Genomic DNA, 21,333 nt, shown 5'->3' with positions numbered 1-21,333 from the left:
GGAAATAAACGGATAACTCTGTATTGACAAACGCTGGAACCGATGAAGTTCGAGAGTTACTCAGGGGTAAACCAAGCAAATCTACGCCTTGGAACCATCCTGCCCCCTGAGATGACAGCACACATGACTCCCACTTTGAGCCGCATCGCTTCGTACGCCCCGCGCACGGACATCCCATCCGAGCCCCTCTCTCGCCCCAAACGTGAAACCCCGTCGCTGGAAACTGCTGATAACTCGCGTGTCACGGGCGATCGCGAGTTGGCCAACGAGTATGGATTTGCAATGCTACGCGCGGCCAAGGCCGGTACGGATGTGCGTATCAACGCGATTGACCCACACTCCACCTTCGGCCAGTGGCGCGAGCAGTTGAAAAACACCCTTCAGTTACCCGACGTTGTTCAGTGGGCTCAAGACAAAGGGATCGACGTTTCGTCGCTGATACTCAACACCCAGTCAGGGCAAGTTTCCTTCAAGCTCAAGCGCCACCTTGACCCCCAACAGAAACTGCACACGGTTGGTCCAGAAGACCGGCAATGGGCCGCTATCCGTGGGCCTATCCTTCACGCGGCACAGGTTATCTGCGCCGGGTATCCTGATACAGCCTTCATGCCTCAGGAGGTTCTTCAGGATGTGCAAATTCCGGGATCGATAATCGCGCGTTTTTACCAGGAACAGCCGCCGGCGCTGACGGCGAGTGACCTGCGTACACAGGCGCACGGCATTCTGCGCAACTCAAGCTTCAAGACCCTTGATGCTGGCACCGACGCTGGCTTGATCGAATCCCGCAGCGAGGACGCGCTCCTGCACCAGCAAGCGTTAGTGGGCGATATCCTCATCCGCAATCAGATCGTCTTCGAACTAAAGGAGCTGCCGCCTTTGCCCAAGGACGGCTTCGAACACCCCGATGATCTTGAAAACCAGTTGAAGCGCAAGAAACTCTCCCTGCCTGCTCATAACACCTACCCCTCCACCTACCCCTCCGCCGACCATCAACCAGCGAACACAATCAGTGTGTTTGACTATCTGCGGGATCATGGCTTGGACATCCCCAGCAATCACATCGAGCTGGAAAACCTGATCTCATCGCTTTCTACACTGCCGCCCTACTCGCCCCCCAATGGCAATCTGGGCGGGGCGCTGGCCTGGCCCGTGCCGCTTGATACGCAAAGCCAGCAGCAGCTCAAGGCAGACATCGGCGCAGGCAAGTTCGGCAACATCAATGTGAGCCCCTTCAAGAATGTCCTGGAATATCTGCTCGACGGCAGGAGGGTCACGGCTGCCGACCTCAACGATCCACGCAAGTTGATCGATACCTTGATCGAATCCCCTAAAAGCAAGGCCCTGGGAGAGGCGATTCAGGCTGCATTCGAAGCGCGCGAAATCAAGGGCAGCGCCAACGATTGGTTGCTCGCCGCCATGGGCCTGGAGAAAAACACAGAGAACAGCGATGGACTGACCATCGAAGGCTATCGACTGGTCAGCGCTGAAAACACCAACAAAACCGCCTCAACAGTCGTCAAGGCATTGGCCGATCATCTGCTCGCCAGCGACAGGGCTTCGTCCCCCGAAACCGCCGCCATTCAAGCACACCTTTTGCTGACCAGCAGAGCGCCGGAATTCCTGATCAAGGATATTCCGAAGGAGGTCACCATCGGCACTCACGCTTGGGTCAGTTTCGCCACCGCTGTTTCGCGCATCGAAGCAAAAGCGCCAGGCTCGACGGCAGGCATGACCTTTGCGCAAGTCATGCTTGAAAGCAGCATCGCACCGATCAGTGAACAAGAGCGCCACATTGAATATGCTGCCCAGAATGACGCGCTCAAGGATTGGGCCATCGCCAACGGGAGAAAACCACCGCTCACCCCCCTTGTAATGGGCGAAGTGCGCAAAACGTTCAGTGCGATGATCAACGAACTGAGGGAGGCTAGCGAAACATCACTCGGCAACCTGCCAACGGCCAAAGAAATAGCACTGGCGCAGTTAAAAAAAGCGCTGCCGGACATGGACCCCAAACTGTTCGAGAAAAAATGCATCACCATAGACCCTCCCCATAAACGGTTCCCCGGGCCTTACTCGATACTGGACGGCTACATCGATGGCCGACCGCTTTTCTGGACGCCCAACCGGGAGGAGTTCTGGTCGGAAGAAGCACGCAACTTCAAAAATCTTTTCGTATCCAGGGAAAACGAGGAGCGACCAGATTCACGGCCAGCAGCCTGGGTATCCTCATCAAAAGAGTTCGACCTTGACAAGGTGACTCAAACGCTGAAAACCCTGCCACGCCCCAGAGAGCTGTTCGAGCCGCAATACGCTGAGTTCTCAAGCGCCTTGAAGAAAATCAAGTCCGCACAGTTCAAACAGATGATCGCCAAACTTCCGCTGGAAGACCGCGAGAACCTGGCGTTCATCAAACTGCCCGTTCGCAAGCTCATCAGGTATTACCGAGACGATCATCCCAGGGTCGTGGAAGAAGGCGTACTGCTGTTCGACACCGAGCGCAACGGCAAGAAAATGACCTACGCGATTGATCGGATCAAGGGCACCGTGACTCGGCGGCCCGATCAGACTTACGTCGAATACCCACCTAGAAATGGCACTCTTCCTCAATTGGGCCAAAGGTACGACACCGTCAAACCTGAGGGTTCGCAACCGCCGGCACTGCCCGACGGGAAAACAGCCGGGCACGGTGCGCCTGACAGTTTCAACAGCGCCAGTACCCAATACATCATCGACACGCTGTTTGCGGACATGAACTTGCCCGAGGTAGAGCGTTACGCCCGAGGGGCGACAACCTTTGATACCCAAGTCCCCCTGCATAAGACCATTGAAGCAATCGTGGTGGGCCTGATTCCCTTCAAGTCAAGCATCGAGAACTTGATCGCGGGCAACATCAAGGAAGGTGCCGTCGAACTGGCTATTGATATCTTTGGTTTCGTGGTGGGCTTCGGCGGTGCGGTCAAAGGCCTGAGCGCCCTGGCGAGGGGTGCATCGACGCTCGCAAAAGCAGGTCAGGTCGTCAGAATCATCGGCCGAGCAGCACTCGGCGCGCTGAACCCGTTGGACGGGGTTGCTGATCTGGCGCGAGGTGCCCTGCATCTTGGAAAAAAAGCCGTCAACGCAAGCTATAAGGGTATTAACCACCTGCGCAATCACCACCGCAGCGTCGACCTGCTGCAATTGGCCAAAAGGCCCGATATCGCCGAAGGCACCTACAAGTTGGCAGGTAACGGCAATGAAATTCCTGCCCTGGCCAAATTCGACGAAGGCACGCAAAGGTGGTTTGCGTTTGACCCGCGTACGCAACAGGCCTATGGCAAGTCCCTCGAGCAGTTCAGTGTTGGCCCACGGGGGGGATTGGACGCGATCGGCAGCAACGACGTGATAACGACCGTCAGCCAGCGCCATGGCTTGGCAGCCGCCGGCACATTCAAGGTCGGACAGAAGAGCGTTGAAGGCAACGTTGTGATGTTCCAGGGCAATTGGCATCAATACGACCCGCTGAAAAAACAACCTATCGGCCCTCCATTGAAAGACTTCACCCCCAGTCGGGTAGCGGCCAGTGGCGAAGTACGGGTCGCGGATGCCGATTTGCTGGGGTATCAAGCCAACTACATCGAGCCGCGAGAGCTTTCGAGCAAAGGCCTGCAGGGCAACGTGTATCAAGGCCGCAGTAAAAAGGAATATGTGAAGGTCGATGGAGCGCTGTATGAATCCAAAGTCAAGGACGGCCAGCGATTCATCCTCCACCCCACAGGCAAGGGCCCTGACATACCGGTCAAGGATCTCGGCATTTCCGGGTGGGAGCCTCGCTCCAGGTCTGTCGGTCTGCTGGGGGGCGCGAAGGAATTTCATACACCATGGCAATTGGGCGATAACACGTATGTCGTGCCGATGGACGGTATCAAGGTGGTGGAAAACGCTGCCCCGCCTTTCAGGATCAACGTCAAGGGCGTCGACCACGCCGTCGACTTTGACAGTACACACGGCGCCTGGCGAGGTGTCTCTTCAGGCCTGGACGCTCCCTATTTCTGGCGAAATCCTAAAGGAGCGTGGCAGCAAGGCAACATTAATGATTTTCTGCGCGCTAAAAAGGCAGACGCTCATCACTACCAATTCGTCGATGTGTCGGCGATCCCGAAAGTCCCGAAAGAGGTCACCCCCTTACCCCAGAGCTTGCATTATTTTTGGGCCGGCCAGGACCTCCCCGCCCGTTTGGCCGACAACCTGGCTAAAAACAGCCGACGTGCGCCCGGATACACCTCAATCATCCATGTTGACGCCGATACCCCTGAAATTTTTGAAAAGATAAAAACCACCCTGAAAGACAAAGCCCCCGGCGTGACGGTCAAGAACTTTCGTGAGGATGCCCTCTACATACAGTTGAAAAATGACGAAATGTACAATTATTTCCGTCAAGGACAAGGTAAAAACCTGGCGGCCACTTCGGATATCGCGCGTTATCAAATCATGCACAAGCATGGTGGGGTTTACCTGGACACCGATGACCTCATCCAGACCAACGTCGATTCCGGCGCGTTGATGGCGGGGGCCAATGATGTCCTGCTCGGTCACCCGGTTGTGCATCGGTCCACCGACTTCAAACCTTTCTATAACAACAGTAACTTTGCCACCCAGCCTGGCAACCCGTTGATGAAAGAAGTCATCACGGAAATGCACAAGCGCTTTGCCGCGAACAAACCCTATTTTGTGAATAACCGCCCGGTGGCCCGACAGTCTACCGACGGTGGTGCATTTACCTCTGATCTCGACGAATACGGGAAAAAACTATTCGAAACGACGGGCCCTACCCTGCTCAACGACACACTCAAGGCAAAACGACCTGATATGTATGAGCTGGGACTGGAAGGGTTCTCAAAAGATACGAATGTCGTGGACGGAGAACTGGTCTCGTCTGGGCCGGTCGTCAATAACGAAGAGAGAGCCCTGGACTTATATCGAGAACGGGGCATTAAGCCGCCCCTGCTGCTGCGCCTTCACATCAGTAAAATGCGCGAGCATTATTTCCCGCTTCGCCATAAATTCAACGTGAAACCAGGGGCCGACCATTCCTGGAAGACTGGCTGATCGCCCCTCGTTCAACCTCTACCCGTCCGACGGATCAGTCCTGATCCTCGGTGTTGCCGACGTCCGCCGCTTCATCCAGGTCGTTGAGCGGCACTTCGGCATCGTCCATCAACGAGCCTGGGTCTTCATTGCCGGGGTCGTTGAGTTCTTCGTCCAGTTCTTTTGACATGACCATCTCCTCTAACCGCCTTGGGTATCGATATCGGCATCGGTTTCAGGCTTGGGCTCGAGCGGCTCAGGCTTGAAGTCTGGACTGTAGTCGTTTTCCTTGGCCTTTGGGTCGCTTGCCGGCGCTGGATCTTTGGGGGCATCGGCGCCAGTGCTGGGGGCCGCCTCGCCGCCGTCGATCGCTGGGTCGTTGCGGTTACTGGTTTGGGGATCGTTGTTTGTCGTCATGGCACACCTCTTTGCAGGCCTGTGGGGAATCTGTACGCCGTAATGCTAAGGCGCTGCGTTACCGAATGAAGTTCAGTCCGATTGCTCAGTGCAGTGGATTGTCAACCTGGATGTAGAAGGCGTAGATGCCCAATACCAGCCAGAACCCCATGAATAACCAAGGCGCGCGCATGGAAAACAGCAGCGATTTGCGATAGCCCTTGTGGGTCGACTCCATTTCGGAAAACAACGGCGAGTCATCGTAGGCCATGCCCATCACCGGTTCACTGCGCAGCAGCTCGCTTTGCTTGTAGTGCCAGTGATCGATGATCTCGTAGGCGGCGCGTATGCCCGGCCAAGCGTTGAGTGAGCTGAGGATCCCCAGCGCGGCGAGAATGGCCGGCACCAGCAGGGTGAACAGCTTGCCCCACTCCGGGTTGAGATTGCCCATCCCGGATACGAAGGCAATGACCAGGAATGACTGGGCGGTGAGGTAGGCGTCGGTGCGGTTGGCCAGGATGCTGGTTTCGTACTGGATCTCGCGACGATAGAAGTCGAGACGGTCCTTGGGCGAACCGAAGATCTTGGCGTTGTGCTCGCTGTGGTCGGTCAGGGCCGCTTCCGGGGAGTTGGGCGAAATGATTCTGGGCACGACGGGGGCTCCACAAGGTTTCAAGGCTTATTAGAAGAAGCGCGTCTGGGGGAAGTTCAAGTTTGTCGCGCACCAAATTGAGGCGCCGTGGTGAGGGCCGCCTCGCAGCCAGCGGCGGCAAACGCCCACGCCACGGGATAATCACCGTGCCTCAGCGGTTCCGGCACACGCCTTGCTTAAACCATTCATCTGCCCACATTCAGGAGCATTCGTTACCCCCCGACCCAGAGCCGACCCCATAAGAAAGTAAGGACCAGGCCCGTTGGCACCCTCGACCACGGGCTCATAAAAAATGCGTTTAAAAGCGGCAGTGCCCCCCGCGCTCCCCTCGGCACTGACAAGGTACTGGAATGGCTCGATCTTTCTTTGACGAAATGAATGACGCGCAAGGCGTTTGCCGCGCGCACTACCAGGATTTCTCCCGCTGGCTGGCCAACACGCCGCCGGAACTGCTGGCCCAGCGACGCCGCGAAGCCGATTTGCTATTCCACCGCGCCGGGATCACCTTCACCCTCTATGGCGACGAACAGGACACCGAGCGCCTGATCCCCTTCGATATCATCCCCCGCAGCATCCCCGCCAGCGAGTGGAGCGTGATCGAGCGCGGCTGCATCCAGCGGGTCAATGCGCTGAACATGTTCCTCGCCGACATCTACCACGACCAGCGCATCATCAAGGCCGGAATCATCCCGGCCGACCAGGTGCTGGGCAACGAGGGCTATCAACAGGCAATGGTCGGCCTCGACCTGCACCGGGGCATCTATTCGCATATTTCCGGGGTGGACCTGGTGCGCGACGGCGACGGCACCTACTACGTGCTTGAAGACAACCTGCGCACCCCCAGCGGCGTGAGCTACATGCTCGAAGACCGCAAGATGATGATGCGCCTGTTCCCGGAAGTGTTCGCCAAGCAGCGCATTGCGCCGGTCGACCACTACCCCAACCTGCTGCTCAAGACCCTGAAAAGTTCGAGCCGCCTGGACAACCCCAACGTGGTGGTACTGACGCCGGGCCGCTTCAACAGCGCGTTTTTCGAACACGCCTTCCTCGCCCGGGAGATGGGCGTGGAGCTGGTGGAAGGCGCCGACCTGTTCGTCCACGACCTCAAGGTGTTCATGCGCACCACCGACGGCCCCAAGGCGGTGGACGTGATTTACCGGCGCATTGACGACGCGTTCCTCGACCCCGAAGCGTTCAATCCCGACTCGATGCTCGGCGTGCCCGGCCTGGTCGCGGCGTATTGCGCCGGCAACGTGGTGCTGGCCAACGCCATCGGCACCGGCGTGGCGGATGACAAGTCGATCTACCCCTATGTCCCGGCCATGATCCGCTTCTACCTGGATGAAGAGCCGGTGCTGCAAAACGTGCCGACCTTCCAGTGCCGCAAGCCGGAGGAACTGTCCCATGTGCTGGCCAACCTTGAGCACCTGGTGGTCAAGGAAACCCAGGGCTCCGGCGGCTATGGCATGCTGGTCGGCCCGGCGTCCAGCGCCGCCGAGATCGAGGACTTCCGCCAGCGCATCAAAGCCCGGCCCCACGCCTACATCGCCCAGCCAACCCTGAGCCTGTCGACCTGCCCGACCTTTGTCGAAAACGGCATCGCGCCACGGCATATCGACCTGCGCCCCTTTGTGCTGTCGGGCAAGGAAACGCGCCTGGTGCCCGGTGGCCTGACGCGCGTGGCGTTGCGTGAAGGCTCGCTGATCGTCAACTCGTCGCAAGGCGGCGGAACCAAGGACACCTGGGTGGTGGAGGGCTGAGTATGTTGAGTAGAACCGCCGCAGACTTGTACTGGATGTCCCGCTACCTGGAACGCGCCGAGAACCTGGCGCGCATGCTGGAAGTCAGCTATTCGCTGTCGTTGATGCCCCAGGCCGGGCGCAGCGATGGGCTGGACGAACTGGCGATGTCACTGCTCAGCAGCGGCACCCTGGACAGTTACCTGGAGCGCCATACGCAACTGGACGCCGAACGCATGCTGCATTTCTTCGCCCTGGATGAAGAAAACCCGGCGAGCATCTACAACTGCCTGCGCGCCGCCCGGAGCAACGCCCATGCGGTGCGCGGACGCATCACCGCCGACATGTGGGAAAACCTCAACGCCACCTGGCTGGAAATGCGCAGCATCGCCGCCGGCGGCCTGGCGCGACACGGCATCAGCCACTTCTGTGACTGGGTCAAGCAACGCTCGCACCTGTTTCGCGGCGCCACTTCCGGCACCATCATGCGCAATGACGCCTATCGATTCATTCGCCTGGGCACCTTTGTCGAGCGCGCGGATAACACCCTGCGCCTGCTGGATGCGCGTTATGAGATGTTTGGTGAAGAGTCCGAGGAAGTCAGCGACCTGTCGGCACGCGGTTATTACCAGTGGAGCGCCCTGCTGCGCGCGTTATCGTCGTTCGAAGCGTATACCGAGTTGTACCCGAACGCCTTGAATGCACGCTCGGTGTCGGAGTTGCTGCTGCTGCGCAGTGATGTGCCGCGCTCGCTGCATGCGTGCATCGAGGAACTGAGCCATATCCTCGCCGACCTGCCCGGCAGCTACGGGCGCACGGCGCAGCGCCTGGCGGCGGAGTTCGAGGCGCGGCTCAGGTACACGGGCATCGATGAAATCCTGGAAGACGGGCTGCACACACGGCTGACGGACTTTATCGACAGCGTGCGCGAGTTGGCGCGGTCAATACAAAGCTCGTATCTGGAAGTGGTCTAAACCCCTCCCTGATCTGATCGTTCCCACGCTCCGCGTGGGAATGCCTCCTTGGACGCTCTGCGTCCCGTCAAGCGCACAGGTGACGCGGAGCGTCACGGGCTGCGTTACCACGCGGAGCGTGGGAACGATCATCAGCCAGCTTATGGCGGTGTATCAGCCAGCTTATGTGTAGCTGACCCACCGCTATCGGGAGCAAGCCCCCTCCCACATGGACCGCAGTCCACCTGTCAAATATCAATCGACCACCACCTGGGCAACAACTGCCGCACCCGCGCTTCGCCAAAACGGTCGTCGATCAACATCACCACCCCGCGGTCGTGCTGGCTGCGGATCACCCTCCCCGCCGCCTGCACGACTTTCTGGATACCGGGGTACAAATAGGTGTAGTCATACCCCGCGCCGAAGATCGCGCCCATGCGAGTCTTCATCTGTTCATTCACCGGGTTGAGCTGCGGCAAGCCCAAGGTGGCGATAAACGCCCCGATCAGGCGCGCACCGGGCAAATCGATGCCTTCGCCAAACGCGCCGCCCAGCACCGCAAAGCCGATGCCCTGGCTGTGCTGGGTGAACTGGTCCAGAAAAGCCTGGCGCTGCGCCTCGGCCATGCCCCGCGACTGCAACCACAGCGCGATCTGCGGATGACGCTCGGCCATCAGCTGCGCCACTTGTTGCAGGTAATCGAAGCTTGAGAAAAACGCCAGGTAGTTGCCGGGTTGCTCGGCAAATTGCTGGGCGATCAAGGCCACGATGGGTTCCAGCGACGCCTGGCGGTGCACAAAGCGCGTGGAGATCCGCTCGACGATGCTCACCCGCAATTGCTCGGCCTGGAACGGCGATTCGACGTCGACCCAGGCGGTGTCCGTCGGCAGCCCGAGCAGGTCAGCGTAATAGTGACGTGGGCTCAGGGTCGCGGAAAACAGCACGCTGCTGCGCGCGGCGGTCAACCGGGGCCGGATGAATTCGGCCGGCACCACGTTGCGCAGGCACAGGGTCGAGCTGCTGCGCTTGCCGCTGAGCGAGCGCTTGCTGATGTCGAAGATGAAGTGCTCATTGAACAGCTCGGCCACCTTGGCAAATTGCAGCGCCTCGAAGTAGAAGGCTTGCAGGTCGCCATTGAGCGCTTCGGGATGCTCGTTGAAGTAATCGCCCATGGCGCTGGCGCACAGGCTCAGGGCCTGGAGCAGCTTGTCGGGTTTGGCCGCGTAGGCCTGATACGGCGCGAGCTGGTCCTTGTGCAAGGCGTTCCACTCACGGTTCAGGCGCTGCAAGGGCTTTTTCAGCACCTCGGGCGCACTCTCGCGCAGGGTCTTGAGGCTGTACTGATCGAGGCTGGCGCTGTACATCGAACGCGCGCGCTCGACCAGGTTATGGGCTTCGTCCACCAGCACCGCGACCCGCCATTGATTGAGCTGGGCCAAGCCAAAGAGCATCGCGCCAAAATCGAAATAGTAGTTGTAGTCGGCGACCACAACGTCGGTCCAGCGCGCCATTTCCTGGCTCAGGTAATACGGGCACACGTCGTGGGCCAGCGCCACCTCGCGCAGATTACGTTGATCAAGCAGGCGAACCCCGGACGCCGCCTGGCGCGCGGCGGGCAAACGGTCGTAAAAGCCCTTGGCCAGCGGGCACGAATCGCCGTGGCAGGCTTTATCCGGGTGCTCGCACGCCTTGTCCCGCGCCACCAGTTCCAGCACGCGCAAAGGCAAGTCGGGGCTGCTGTCGTACAGCACTTGGGCGGCATCCAGCGCCAGCTTGCGACCGGGGGTCTTGGCGGTGAGGAAAAACACCGTGTCCAATTGCTGCGGTGCCAGGGCCTTGAGCAGCGGAAACAGCGTGCCGACGGTCTTGCCGATGCCGGTAGGCGCCTGGGCCATCAGGCAGCGGCCGGTACTCACCGCCTTGTACACCGATTCGGCCAGCGTGCGTTGGCCACTGCGAAACTCGGCATGGGGAAACGCCAGGCTCTGCGCGGCGCTATTGCGCGCTTCACGGTGCTGCATCTGCTGGTGGGCCCAGTGCAGGAACAGCGCGCATTGCTGGTTGAAGAAGTGTTCGAGGTCGGGCGCGGCAAAGCGTTGCTTGAGCAGGGTTTCGCCCTCGCCGACGATATCGAAATACACCAGCGCCAGTTCGATGTCATCGAGCCCCAGCTTCTGGCACATCAACCAGCCGTAGACCTTGACCTGGGCCCAATGCAGTTGCCGATGGTTGGCCGGCTGGGCCTGAAGGTCACCGCGATAGGTTTTTACCTCTTCGAGGCGATTGCTGTCCGGGTCATAGCCGTCCGCCCTGCCGCGTACCTTGAGTTGCTGATACTCGCCTTCGAGCGCCACTTCATTCTGATAGTGGGCGCTGCGCCGCGACGCCACCGTGCGATGGCCGACGATACCTTCCTGGGCGCTGGGCGATGGGGTAAAGCGCAAGTCCAGGTCACCGACCTTGGCCGTGAACTCACACAACGCCCGCACCGCGACGCTATAGCTCAAGCGGACTCTGCCCAGCGCACATAACAGACCGTGACCGGCATCTGGTACTCACCGCAGAATTCCAGCCAGCGCAGCTGGTTGTCCTGCAGGCGGTCGCCAGGGCCCTTGACCTCGATCATGCGGTAGGTTTTTTGCGCCGGCCAGAACTGGATCAAATCGGGCATCCCGGTGCGGTTGGCGCGGATGTCCAGCAGCAGCCGCTCGAACCAGTAGCGCAAATGTTCGGCAGGCAGGCACGTCAGGGCTTGTTCCAGCAGCTCTTCGCTGAGCAGGTTCCAGAACACAAAGGGCGATTGAATTCCCCATTTGTCCACGTAGCGTTGGCGGATGGTGGTTTTGTAGCGCTCGTCGCGCAGTTGCTCGAAGCACGCGCTGAACAAAGCGGCGCGGCGTTGCTGGAAGTCTTCGCTGTGCAGGTCGGCGGGCCCGCGCTGGAACGGGTGGAAAAACGCGCCCGGCAGCGGCGCGAAGATCACGTCCCAGCACAGCAGGCCGAACAGCGAATTGATCAGGCCATTTTCCACATAATGCACCGGCGCGTCCGGCTCGCTCAGATGGGCCTGCACGCAATATTCCACCGACATCAGCGGCTCAGGGAATGCCAAGGCGAGGTCCAGCCGCGTGAGGGCCCGCGGCTTGGCCTTCGCCACCTTCGGCTCACCCAGCTTGCGCCGCAGGCGCGGCACTACGCGCAGCAGGTGTTGCTGCTCGGCGGCGCTTTCCGGCGCCTGTTGCGCGGCGACGGCCAACGCCAGGGCGGGCGCATAAGCCTCCTGACGTTCCAATACGCGGATCAATCGTGCGCGCGCGCCGGGATAGCTGCAGTCGCGATAGATCTGCTCGGCCAAGTCCAGTTCAGCGCTGCGTTCACAGCATTGGCCGATCTGGAACAGCAACTTGGCGCGGCGTTTTTCCAGCCAGGGGTTGTCGGTGTGCAAGCTGGCGATGTGGGCCAACACCGTTTCCAGCGCCTCACCCGCCTCAAACGCTTGCTGGCACTGGTGCAGGAACACACAGCCCTCCACGTCGGCGCGGCTGCGCAATCCACGGGACTCGGCGCAGAACGGCACCTTCTCATAGGTGTAAATGCCCAGGTCCGCCAGCACGAACTCCGACCAGTCCTGATAGAGATTGCCGAAAAACATCAGGCGCAGGCGGTCGCACAGCTCCATTACCGTAAGGCTGTAGAGCACGTCCTGCAGCTCGGGGCACCAACGGGCAAAGCTGCGGTGTTCATTGAATTGCACGGCCAATGGCGCCAGCCAGTCGGATTTCCTGGCGTTGGGCTGGTCGATCCAGGGTTTGAAGGCCATGAGCAGTTCGCCTTTTTGCAGCAAGCCGAACAGTTCATCAAAGCCCAACAGGCATTGATCATCGACCCAACCGCTCGCCAGCAGTGGCTGCATGGCCGCGTGAGGGCAGCCGATTTCCAGGTAATCGAGCTTTGCTCCACGAAAATGCACACCTTTGCGCATGACCATGCGTACCAATAACGCCTGGGACGCTTGCGGCAACCTGTCGAATTGCTGAATGAACTGCAATTCGTCCGGGTCGAGCAAATCGGCATAGCGCTGCTGCAACCCAATCAGCACTTGGCGGAAGTTGTGCAGGTAATACAAGGGGTCTTCAAGGGGGTGGGCCATGGCGCAGAGTAATCAACTACTGGTTATGCATACAGAGTGCCGCTGCAAACGCATTGTTGCAATCGGTAATAGATAAATGGCGCCTGCAACTTTTTGCAAAAAAGCGATCAGATGTGGGAGCTGATCGCGTAACATTTATGCCCCGCAGCCAGACGCTGCGGGGCTTTTCAAGGTAAAGGTAAGGGTAATGAACATGAAGAATTTGGGTCTGCCGCTGGTTGCACTCACTTTTCTGGTATTGGCCGGTTGCTCCACGCAAACCGTGGTGACGTTGCAAAACGGCACACAGTATTTGACCAAGGACACACCCAACGCCAAAACCGCCGACGGCTTCTATGAGTTCACCGATATCGCCGGCAAGCGCATCCGTATCAAGGCCGATGATGTGGCGACTGTTCGCGAGGAAAAATAATCTCAGGCTGGCCTATACCAAATGTGGGAGGGGGCTTGCCCCCGATAGCGGTGGGTCAGCTACATATAGGCAGGCTGATACACCGCCATCGGGAGCAAGCCCCCTCCCACAGTTTCAGCCGATCACAATCCCCTCCCCCGACAAACTGCTCACACCCACCAGTGTCACCGAGTCGGCGCCGAAGCTGAGCACGGTATCGCCGCCTACCACCTTGGCGTGGTCACGATAATCCGTGCTGCCCCCTACCCCGTCGAACACCAGCTTATCCGTCGCCTGATAGCCGATCACCCGGTCATTGCCAAACTGCCCGCTGAACAGAAAGGTGTTATGCCCGCTGCTGTCGCGAATCGTGTCGTTACCTTTGCCACCCTCGATAAAGTCTGCGCCCTTGCCGCCCTGGATCAGGTCGTTGCCGTGGCTGCCGATAATGAACGTATTGCCCTGGTGCGCTTCGGCGTTACGGTTGAGGTCTTGCACCCAGGTGGTGGCCCGCGCCGGGGCGGACAGGTTGGCAACGATCACCGTAGAATCGCGGGTCATCTGCTCGTAGAAGCCGGAGTCGAGGATGCGCGTCATGCCGTCGCCATAGCCGGTGGGCAAGTGCGACACCCAGGTCGGCAGGTTGAGGATGGAAAACGGCAGCGCGTTCCATAGCGTCGACGCGTAGTGGTCGTTGAAGCTGACGATATTATCGGTACTGGACTCGTGGGGCTTGTCGTGCACGCCAAACGACGACAGGTTGGAGGAGTAGCCATCCAGTGCCCGGAACACCGGGTCATTTTCGTAGCCCACGTTCAGCACTTTGTCACCGGCACTCTGGGTCGGCGAGGCATAGGCCACGTAGTTGGAATCCTTGTAAAAGCCCGACCATTTGCTGTCGCTCAAGTCGGCCATGCTGTTGACCGCAAGCCCTCCCAGGCTGTGGCCGCTGACCACCACGTCGTGGCCGCTCAGGCCGTGGACACCGGCATACTCGGCGACGTTCTTGAGCAGGCCGCCGAAGGCTTCGCCAGCGTAGTTTTTTGCGTAGTCCTTGGGGCCGAGGGCAGCAAGCAAGTCGCTGACCAGGTCGCCGATGGAATCGGTGATCAAGTGTTCACGCGGCCCGGACGTACCGCGAAAACCGATACCGATCTCCAGCAACGTGCCCGCGTTATCGTACTTGCCCAGCACCTCGACCTGGGCCGTGGTGTAGCCGGGCTTTTCACCGAAAAAGGTGCCCCTAGCATCAACCTTGCCGGTGTAGCCGAGGGTGCTGGCGCTGATGGGCGTCCAGCCGGCCTGTTGCACCGCCTCTAGCGCGGCTTTTTCTGAATCGGGGTTCCAGGGCACGCCGGGAATCACCCCCTGGGAATCGGTGCTGCCCAGCAAAGCCCCGACCAGCGTGGCCGGCAGGCCCAAGCCCAGGCCATTGTGCTGATAGCCCACGGCGAAGCCGTTATCCAGGTTGTGGTAGGAATACAACGTGATCGCCATCGCATCGGCGAACAACGCTTTGGAGCCCTCGGCCCCGAGGTTTTTGTAGTCAAAGATACCCATGGCACTGCCTCTCTGTTGTTGGATTTGTAGAGAAAGCCAAAAAACCTGTTATCCGTTACCGACTGTAGGAGCGAGCTTGCTCGCGAAGATCGTCAACGATGACGCGCTCTACCTGAAGAAACGCGGCACCTTTTAGTTTTTCGCGAGCAAGCTCGCTCCTACAGTGGTTTTTAAAGCCTTAGAACGCCCAGTCCAGGCTCAAACCGACGCCGTGCACCTTCTCCTTGCTGGCCAGCAAACCGTTGTAATCGAAGTTCACCCGCGCATCCTTGCTCAACGCCAGGCTCACCCGCGCACCGACCAGTGCGGCATCACGCACCATCGGCGCGCTTTCCACCGCGAACGAAGGGCCACCCGAGGCAAACGCCAGATGCTGCTCAGAGTCGGTGCTGCTCAAGTTGTGCTGCCAGCCCAGGGTGCCGGACACTTCCAGTTGCTGGTGATCGTTGACGTTGAAGGTTTTCAGGGCGCGTACACCCAGGGTGCTCAGCACCAGGTCGCGGCTGTCGTCGCCGCTTTTCAGCGCGGCGGCATCGCCTTTCTCGGTGAAACCATCGGTGTCCAGGTGCACGTAGGCGAGGTTGGCGAACGGCTCCAGGGCCAGTGGTTGCAGGTTGATGCGGTATGCCGCCTCGGTGAACAGCTGGGTGCTGTGGGCATCGACCTTGGCTTTTTGCTTGCCGCTGACGTCACCGTATTGCAGGTCGCGCTTCACATCGGCGCGGTGCCAGCTGTAGGTGGCGCCGCCGCTCAGGCGCCAGGCGCCGATTTCATGCCCGGCATACGCGCCGAAGTGGTAGCTGTCGACCGACGCACGGCTATGAGTATCGCTGCCCATGTTCAGCGACGTATCGCTGTAGCCCGCCACCAGGCCGATGCGTGTCGCGTCGTCGAGGGCACCGTCGACACCGGCGAGCATGCCGCCGATGGACGTGGTGTAGCCCGCCGTGTCGTTGCGGCTGTCGGTCTTGCCCCATGCACCCAGCGCCTTGACCCACACGTTGCCACGGCTGTCGATGGCCTGGCTGGTCGCGCCCATTTCACCGTTGCGCAGGCGCTCGCCGACCGCTTCGCGTACGTAGCGGCTGTCATTGACCAACGCCGTTTCCAACGCCGGATAGACTTCGCCACTCAGTTGCTGGAACGCGCCTTGCGCCGAAGCCGCGGTCGGTGCCAGCAGCAGGCTTTCATACACCCCATTGCCCGCGCCCAATTGCTCGGCGGCGGCGGCCACGGCGCGTTGGTTCGGCGTAGAGGCCACACTGGCGAAGCTGTTGGTGCGTGCCACGTCCAGCTGTACACCATTGGCCGCGTAGTTCAAGGTGCCGCCAATGAACAGGTAGTCAGGCAGTACCGCACCGAAGTTGCCAGTGACGCCACCTGCGGCTTGCAGAATGTTGTACTGGCGGCCGATCAGGCTTTGCGCCTGGGTCGCGCTCAACAGGGTCGGGCTGTTTTCCAGGGCCAGGGTCACGGTGCCGCCGTTCAGCGTGGCGGTGCCGCCGGCAACGATACGGTCGCTGCTGGTGGGCGACAATTCCACCGCGTAAGTCGAGCCCGGCTCGAAGGTGACATTGCCCGCCACGTTCAGCGTGCCGATGGAGTTGCCCGGCGCCACCGTGCCGCCGCTGTTTGCGCTCAGCGAACCGATACGCCCCGAGCCACCGACGATGCCGCTCTGGCTGACGGTCACGTCGGAGGTAACCGAGCCATTGATCGCCAGCAAGCCTTGGTTGACCAGGGTCGGGCCGCTGTAGGTGTTGGCGCCAGTCAGCACCAGGGTGCCAATGCCCTGCTTGGTCAGGCCGCCATGCCCGGCGATGTCGTTGCTCCACACATCCAGCCCGCAATGCACGTCGCTGCACACGCGCTGGGTCGGTTTGCCGGCATCCACCACCGCGCCGATACCCGGCAAGTCCGCGACGAACTGGCCAGTGCCATAGGCGCCGTCGATGCGAAACTCAGCCGGAATGTCCTCGGCGGTAATGAACATCCCTGGGCCATTGACTGCCTTGCCCAGGTTGATCATGCCCCAGCCGTACAGCGAGTCGATGCCCGGCGCGCCGAGGTCGGTGGCGGTGGTCTTGAGCAGCGTGGAGATCTGGTCGCCACTCATGTAGGGGAAGCGCTCCATCAGCACCGCCGCACTGCCGGCCACATGAGGCGCGGCCATGGAGGTGCCGTTGAAGTTGGCGTAGTCGGTGGTGAGGTTGTCCAGGTTGGTGCCGTTGATGATCGAACTGAAAATCTTGGTGCCTGGTGCCGACACACAGAAACTCGCCGCATAGCCGCAGCGCGAAGAGAAGGTGCTGATCACGTACGGGTTGGCACTGCTGGTGTCCGGATTTTGCTGCAGGGCCGCCACCGACAGCCAGTTCGGTGCAATCTCGGGTACGAAGTACGCCAGGCCCGAAATCGCATCCGGGTTGTTGCGGTTGTAGTCGTTGCCGGCGGCAAAGATGGTCAGCACACCGCTGCGCGCGGCGTCGATCGCACCTTGATAGGCGCCACCGGCAATCGTGCCGAGAATCGGCCGAATGGTGTTGAATTGCGCCTGGGCTTCATTGACCGTGAAGTTCGGAAAGGCGGGATCACGGCCGCCCTTGGCGTACTGATCACCGATGCCAATGCCCCAACTGTTGTTGATGATCCGCGCGCCACTGGCCACCAGTGCATCCCAACCGGCTTTGTACACCGCACCATCGTTGCCCAGGATGATCCCGTCTTCCGGGCCTGGGTCACCGTTTTCGGCGCTGATGATCTGCGCGTTGAACGCCACGCCATGCATCGGCCCGCCGTCGCGGTTACCGGCTGCAATGCCGCCGACATGGGTGCCGTGGTTGCCCAGCTTGCCGTTGGAGCCCAGGGACGGCGTGCCGTCATAGCGAAACGCATCACCGGCCTTCACCGGGATATATGGGTCGGTGTATTGGCGGATGCCCTCGGTGACGATCGTCACCACTTTGTTGGGGCTGGCGAATTCCGGGTGCTGGGCGTACACCGGCTGGTCGAAGATGCCCAGCTTGACGCCCTTGCCGGTGTAGCCCGCCGCATACGCGGTGTCGGCATGTACCGCGCCCAGGCCCCAATCGGCCTTGAACTCATTGCTGCGCCAACTGGCGGCGTCGCCCAGCTTGCCGGTTTCCACATAGGGTGCGGCCTGGGCGGTCCCCAGGCTTGCCAGGCAACACAACAACGCGCCGTATGGCACGCTGCTCAAGGCCTTGAGCGGATAGCCCGGACCTGTGGGGATGGCGGTAGTTAACCCTGACTTGCGTTTTTTCACGGTGACCTTCCTTAGTTTTCTTGTTGCCAGTATGTGAACCACTTCCAAGGTGGGAGGGGGCTTGCTCCCGATGGCGATGTATCAGTCGGCACAACAGGCGTCTGACACGCCGCCATCGGGAGCAAGCCCCCTCCCACAGTTGAACTGCGGTGCCCTTCCCTAGAACTGCCAGTCCAGGCTCAGCCCCACGCCCTGGGTTTTCTCGCGTCCACCCAATTGGCCGTTGTAATCCAGGTTGACCCGCGTCGACGGGCTCAGCGCCAGGCTCGCCTGCACGCCCACCAGGGCCGCATCGCGCAGCAACGGCGCGCTGCGCACGGCGAATGAAGGGCCACCTGCGACAAACGCCAAGTGTTCTTCGGATTCGACGGCGGTGAGGCTGTGTTGCCAGCCCAGGGAACCCGACAGATCAAGCTGCTGGTGGTCGTTCAACGCCAGGCTTTTCAACGCCCGCAGCCCCAGGGTGCCGAGCACGGCATCACGTCGATCACTGCCACGTTCCAGGGCCGCTGCGGCGCCTTTTTCGTGGAACGACTCACTGTCCAGGTGCACGTAGGCCAGGTTGGCAAACGGCTCCAGTGCCAGTGGTTGCAGGTGAATGCGGTAGGCGGCTTCGGTGAACAACTGCGCGGTGCGCGCATCCAGCTTGGTTTTCTGCTTGCCGCTGACCTCGCCGTATTGCAGGTCACGTTTCACATCGCCGCGATGCCAGCTGTAGGCACCGCCGACGCTCACCCGCCAGGCGCCCAGTTCGCGCCCGGCATAGGCGCCGAAGTGGTAGCTGTCGATGGACGCCGATGAGTGCGTGCCGCTGCCCAGGCTCAAGGAGCTGTCGCTGTAGCCGGCGACCACGCCGATGCGGGTCTGTTCGTCGAGTGCGCCGTCGACCCCGGCCAGCAAGCCGCCGATGGAGGTGGTGGCGCCTGCCGTTTCACTGCGAGTGTCCGACTTGCCCCAGGCGCCCAGGGCCTTGAGCCACAGGTTGCTTTCACCGGCCACCGGCACATGGCGCAGACGTTCGCCTACCGCGTCACGCAGTTGGCGGCTGTCGTTGATCAACATCGCGCCCACGGCCGGGTAGATTTCACCGGACAGCTGCTGCAAGCCCTGTTGCGCCGTGGCAATCGAGTCCGACTGCAGCAGACTTTCATACACCGGGTTGCCGGCGCCCAGTTGCTCGGCGGCCGTGGCGACGGCGCGCTGGTTTCGGGTGGCGCCGACACTGGCAAAGCTGGCGTCATTGCGCCCGACCGCCAGTTGCACGCCGTTGGCGGCATAGTCGAGGGTGCCGCCGAGGAACAGGTAGTTCGGCAGCACTTGGCCGAACTGGCCCTGGATACCGCCGGCCGCTTCAAGGATCGAGTATTGGCGACCGATCAGGCTCTGGGCCTGGCTCTGGCTCAATAGCGTCGGGCTGTTTTCCAGGGCCAGGGTCACTGTACCGCCGCCGAGCACGGCCTTGCCGCCGGCGACAATGCGGTCGCTGCTGGTCGGGGTCAGTTCGACCGCGTAGGTAGAGCCTGCGCCCAGGTTCACATCCCCCGCCACCTGCAACGTGCCCACTGAATTGCCCGGCGCGACACGCCCGCCGTTGTTGACCGACAGCGCGCCGATACGCCCGGAGCCGCCCAAGGTGGCGCTGTTATTGACGGTGACGGCCGAGGTCAACGAGCCGTTCACGGCCAGCAGGCCGCCGTTGACGGTGGTCGCGCCGCGATAGGTGCTGTCGCCGCTGAGCACCAGGCTACCCGCGCCGGATTTGATCAGGCTGCCTTCGTACACGCGATTCGCTGCAGCTTGATCGCGCGCGTTGCCAACGGCGTAGTCGGTCTGGTCCTGCTGGCTGGCCGTGGCACCCACGCCGTTTTGCCAACCCTTATCGAGCAGGGTCTGCTGCCAGGCACTGTGCTCGGCGCGGTCTTCTGCCTGACGCTGGAGCAATGCCTGGTCAGACATGCCGTTGCTCCACACATCGCCCTGCCCGGCTGCCAGGTTCACGTCCATCGCACCGAGCAACTGCCCCGGCCCGTGCATCGCCCGGCCCAGGTCCGGTACGCCCCAGCCGACGATGGCGTTGGGCGCCTGGGTGATCGAGCCGTCGAGCTGGGTGGCGGTGGTCAACAGCACCTGCAGCGCCTGCTCGTTGGTCATGTAGGGATAGCGTTCCATCACCAGCGCCAATGCGCCCGTGGCATGGGGCGCCGACATCGAGGTGCCGGATTTCACGCCATAACCGCCGTCCGGGATGGTGCTGTTGATCAGCGCACCTGGCGTGGAAATACACCAGTATTTGGCGATGCCGCACTTGTTGTACTTCTGGTTGTTGGCCCTATCCAGCCCCGACACCGCCAGCCAGTGGCCTTCCAGTTCCGGCTGAAAGTAGGGCAAAGCCGAGCGCACGCTGGCGTTCGCGTAACCGCTGTTGCCGGCGCTGAACACGTTGATCACGCCGGCCTTGGCCACGTCCGCCGCCGCGTCCAGCCAGGTGCCGCGGTTGTAGTGCTGGGCGTAGGCCGCGTGCAGGTCGTCCAGGGTCTGGTAGCTGACGTCCTTGGGCTGGCTGCCCCAGCTGTTGTTGATGGCGCGCACGCCGGAATCCACCAGAGCGGTGTACACCGCCTTGAAATACTTGGGGTCCGGGGTGGGGCCAAACAGGAAGCTGTCGTTGGCGTTGGTGTTGCCGACATACACCAGCGCGTTGTACGCCACGCCGTGCATGCCCACGCCGTCGCGGGCCGCGCCCATGGTGCCGGTGACGTGGGTGCCGTGGGAGTCGTTGTTCGGGTTGAGCGCGCCGGTGGTGCTGAAGGCGCTGCCATCGACGTAGGTGCCGCTGGCGGTGACCGGGTGGAAACGGTCTTTGGCCGCTTCGGGGTGATGGGTATCGAAACCGGAGTCCAGCGCACCGATTTTCACGCCATTGCCGCTGATCCCGGCGGCATAGGCTTCATCCGCCTTCATGCGCCCCAGGCCCCAGTCGCTCTGGTACTCGGCGGAACGCCAGCTGGCGGGATCACCCGGCTGGCCGGTTTCGGCGTATTGCGCCTGTGCCGCAACGGACAACAGCAGCAATGAGCCTGCGGTGAAAGGTTTGAAACGTGGTGAATCCGTGATCATCCGTACACTCCTGTTTATTGTTATT

General features: G+C 61.0%; 12 protein-coding genes. 4 read left to right on the top strand and 8 right to left on the bottom strand.

What is annotated here, in order from left to right; translation table 11 throughout:
* The first annotated feature begins 123 nt into the window (after positions 1 to 123).
* On the top strand, positions 124 to 5,085 hold the full coding sequence (locus C4J85_RS13770; RefSeq protein WP_124409918.1) for a glycosyltransferase family 32 protein: 4,962 nt from the start codon (positions 124 to 126) through the stop codon (positions 5,083 to 5,085).
* Positions 5,086 to 5,119: 34 nt separating this feature from the next.
* Here C4J85_RS13770 and C4J85_RS27695 read toward each other — a convergent pair whose 3' ends face one another.
* The 3 genes from C4J85_RS27695 to C4J85_RS13760 all read right to left on the bottom strand — a co-directional run bounded on the left by C4J85_RS27695 (position 5,120) and on the right by C4J85_RS13760 (position 6,112).
* On the bottom strand, positions 5,120 to 5,254 hold the full coding sequence (locus C4J85_RS27695; RefSeq protein WP_256592792.1) for a hypothetical protein: 135 nt from the start codon (positions 5,252 to 5,254) through the stop codon (positions 5,120 to 5,122).
* Between the two features lie 11 nt (positions 5,255 to 5,265).
* Positions 5,266 to 5,481 (bottom strand): hypothetical protein, encoded by a 216-nt coding sequence (locus C4J85_RS13765; protein ID WP_124367041.1) that lies wholly within the window; start codon positions 5,479 to 5,481, stop codon positions 5,266 to 5,268.
* Between the two features lie 85 nt (positions 5,482 to 5,566).
* Positions 5,567 to 6,112, bottom strand: coding sequence for a hypothetical protein (locus tag C4J85_RS13760; RefSeq protein WP_124367040.1), 546 nt, complete (start codon positions 6,110 to 6,112; stop codon positions 5,567 to 5,569).
* 350 nt (positions 6,113 to 6,462) lie between these two features.
* Between C4J85_RS13760 and C4J85_RS13755 the strand changes: the two genes are divergently transcribed.
* Positions 6,463 to 7,872, top strand: coding sequence for a circularly permuted type 2 ATP-grasp protein (locus C4J85_RS13755; protein WP_124362848.1), 1,410 nt, complete (start codon positions 6,463 to 6,465; stop codon positions 7,870 to 7,872).
* 2 nt (positions 7,873 to 7,874) lie between these two features.
* The gene (locus C4J85_RS13750) at positions 7,875 to 8,825 is read left to right on the top strand and encodes an alpha-E domain-containing protein (protein ID WP_124362847.1); all 951 of its coding nucleotides are present in this window, start codon (positions 7,875 to 7,877) and stop codon (positions 8,823 to 8,825) included.
* Positions 8,826 to 9,052: 227 nt separating this feature from the next.
* On the opposite strand, the gene C4J85_RS13745 is transcribed toward C4J85_RS13750, so the two are convergent.
* On the bottom strand, positions 9,053 to 11,311 hold the full coding sequence (locus C4J85_RS13745) for an ATP-dependent DNA helicase (RefSeq protein WP_124409917.1): 2,259 nt from the start codon (positions 11,309 to 11,311) through the stop codon (positions 9,053 to 9,055).
* Entirely contained in the window at positions 11,308 to 12,954 is a 1,647-nt protein-coding gene (locus tag C4J85_RS13740; protein WP_124409916.1) for a VRR-NUC domain-containing protein, read from the bottom strand. The genes C4J85_RS13745 and C4J85_RS13740 overlap by 4 nt, the downstream gene beginning before the upstream one ends.
* Positions 12,955 to 13,141: 187 nt before the next feature.
* On the opposite strand from C4J85_RS13740, the gene C4J85_RS13735 reads away from it, so the two are divergent.
* Positions 13,142 to 13,366: a YgdI/YgdR family lipoprotein gene (locus C4J85_RS13735; RefSeq protein WP_124367036.1), complete on the top strand. Its 225-nt coding sequence runs from the start codon at positions 13,142 to 13,144 to the stop codon at positions 13,364 to 13,366.
* A 114-nt stretch (positions 13,367 to 13,480) separates the two neighbouring features.
* Here C4J85_RS13735 and C4J85_RS13730 read toward each other — a convergent pair whose 3' ends face one another.
* The 3 genes from C4J85_RS13730 to C4J85_RS13720 all read right to left on the bottom strand — a co-directional run bounded on the left by C4J85_RS13730 (position 13,481) and on the right by C4J85_RS13720 (position 21,308).
* Entirely contained in the window at positions 13,481 to 14,905 is a 1,425-nt protein-coding gene (locus C4J85_RS13730; protein WP_124409915.1) for a lipase, read from the bottom strand.
* Positions 14,906 to 15,083: 178 nt separating this feature from the next.
* Positions 15,084 to 18,191 (bottom strand): autotransporter serine protease, encoded by a 3,108-nt coding sequence (locus C4J85_RS13725; RefSeq protein ID WP_124409914.1) that lies wholly within the window; start codon positions 18,189 to 18,191, stop codon positions 15,084 to 15,086.
* A 159-nt stretch (positions 18,192 to 18,350) separates the two neighbouring features.
* Positions 18,351 to 21,308, bottom strand: coding sequence for an autotransporter serine protease (locus C4J85_RS13720; RefSeq protein WP_124409913.1), 2,958 nt, complete (start codon positions 21,306 to 21,308; stop codon positions 18,351 to 18,353).
* Positions 21,309 to 21,333 lie beyond the last annotated feature (25 nt).

Source organism: Pseudomonas sp. R4-34-07, from assembly GCF_003852375.1.
In the GTDB taxonomy this organism is placed as follows: domain Bacteria; phylum Pseudomonadota; class Gammaproteobacteria; order Pseudomonadales; family Pseudomonadaceae; genus Aquipseudomonas.
The sequence above is the reverse complement of the archived record's forward strand: the minus strand, read 5'-3'. Positions and strand labels throughout refer to the sequence as shown.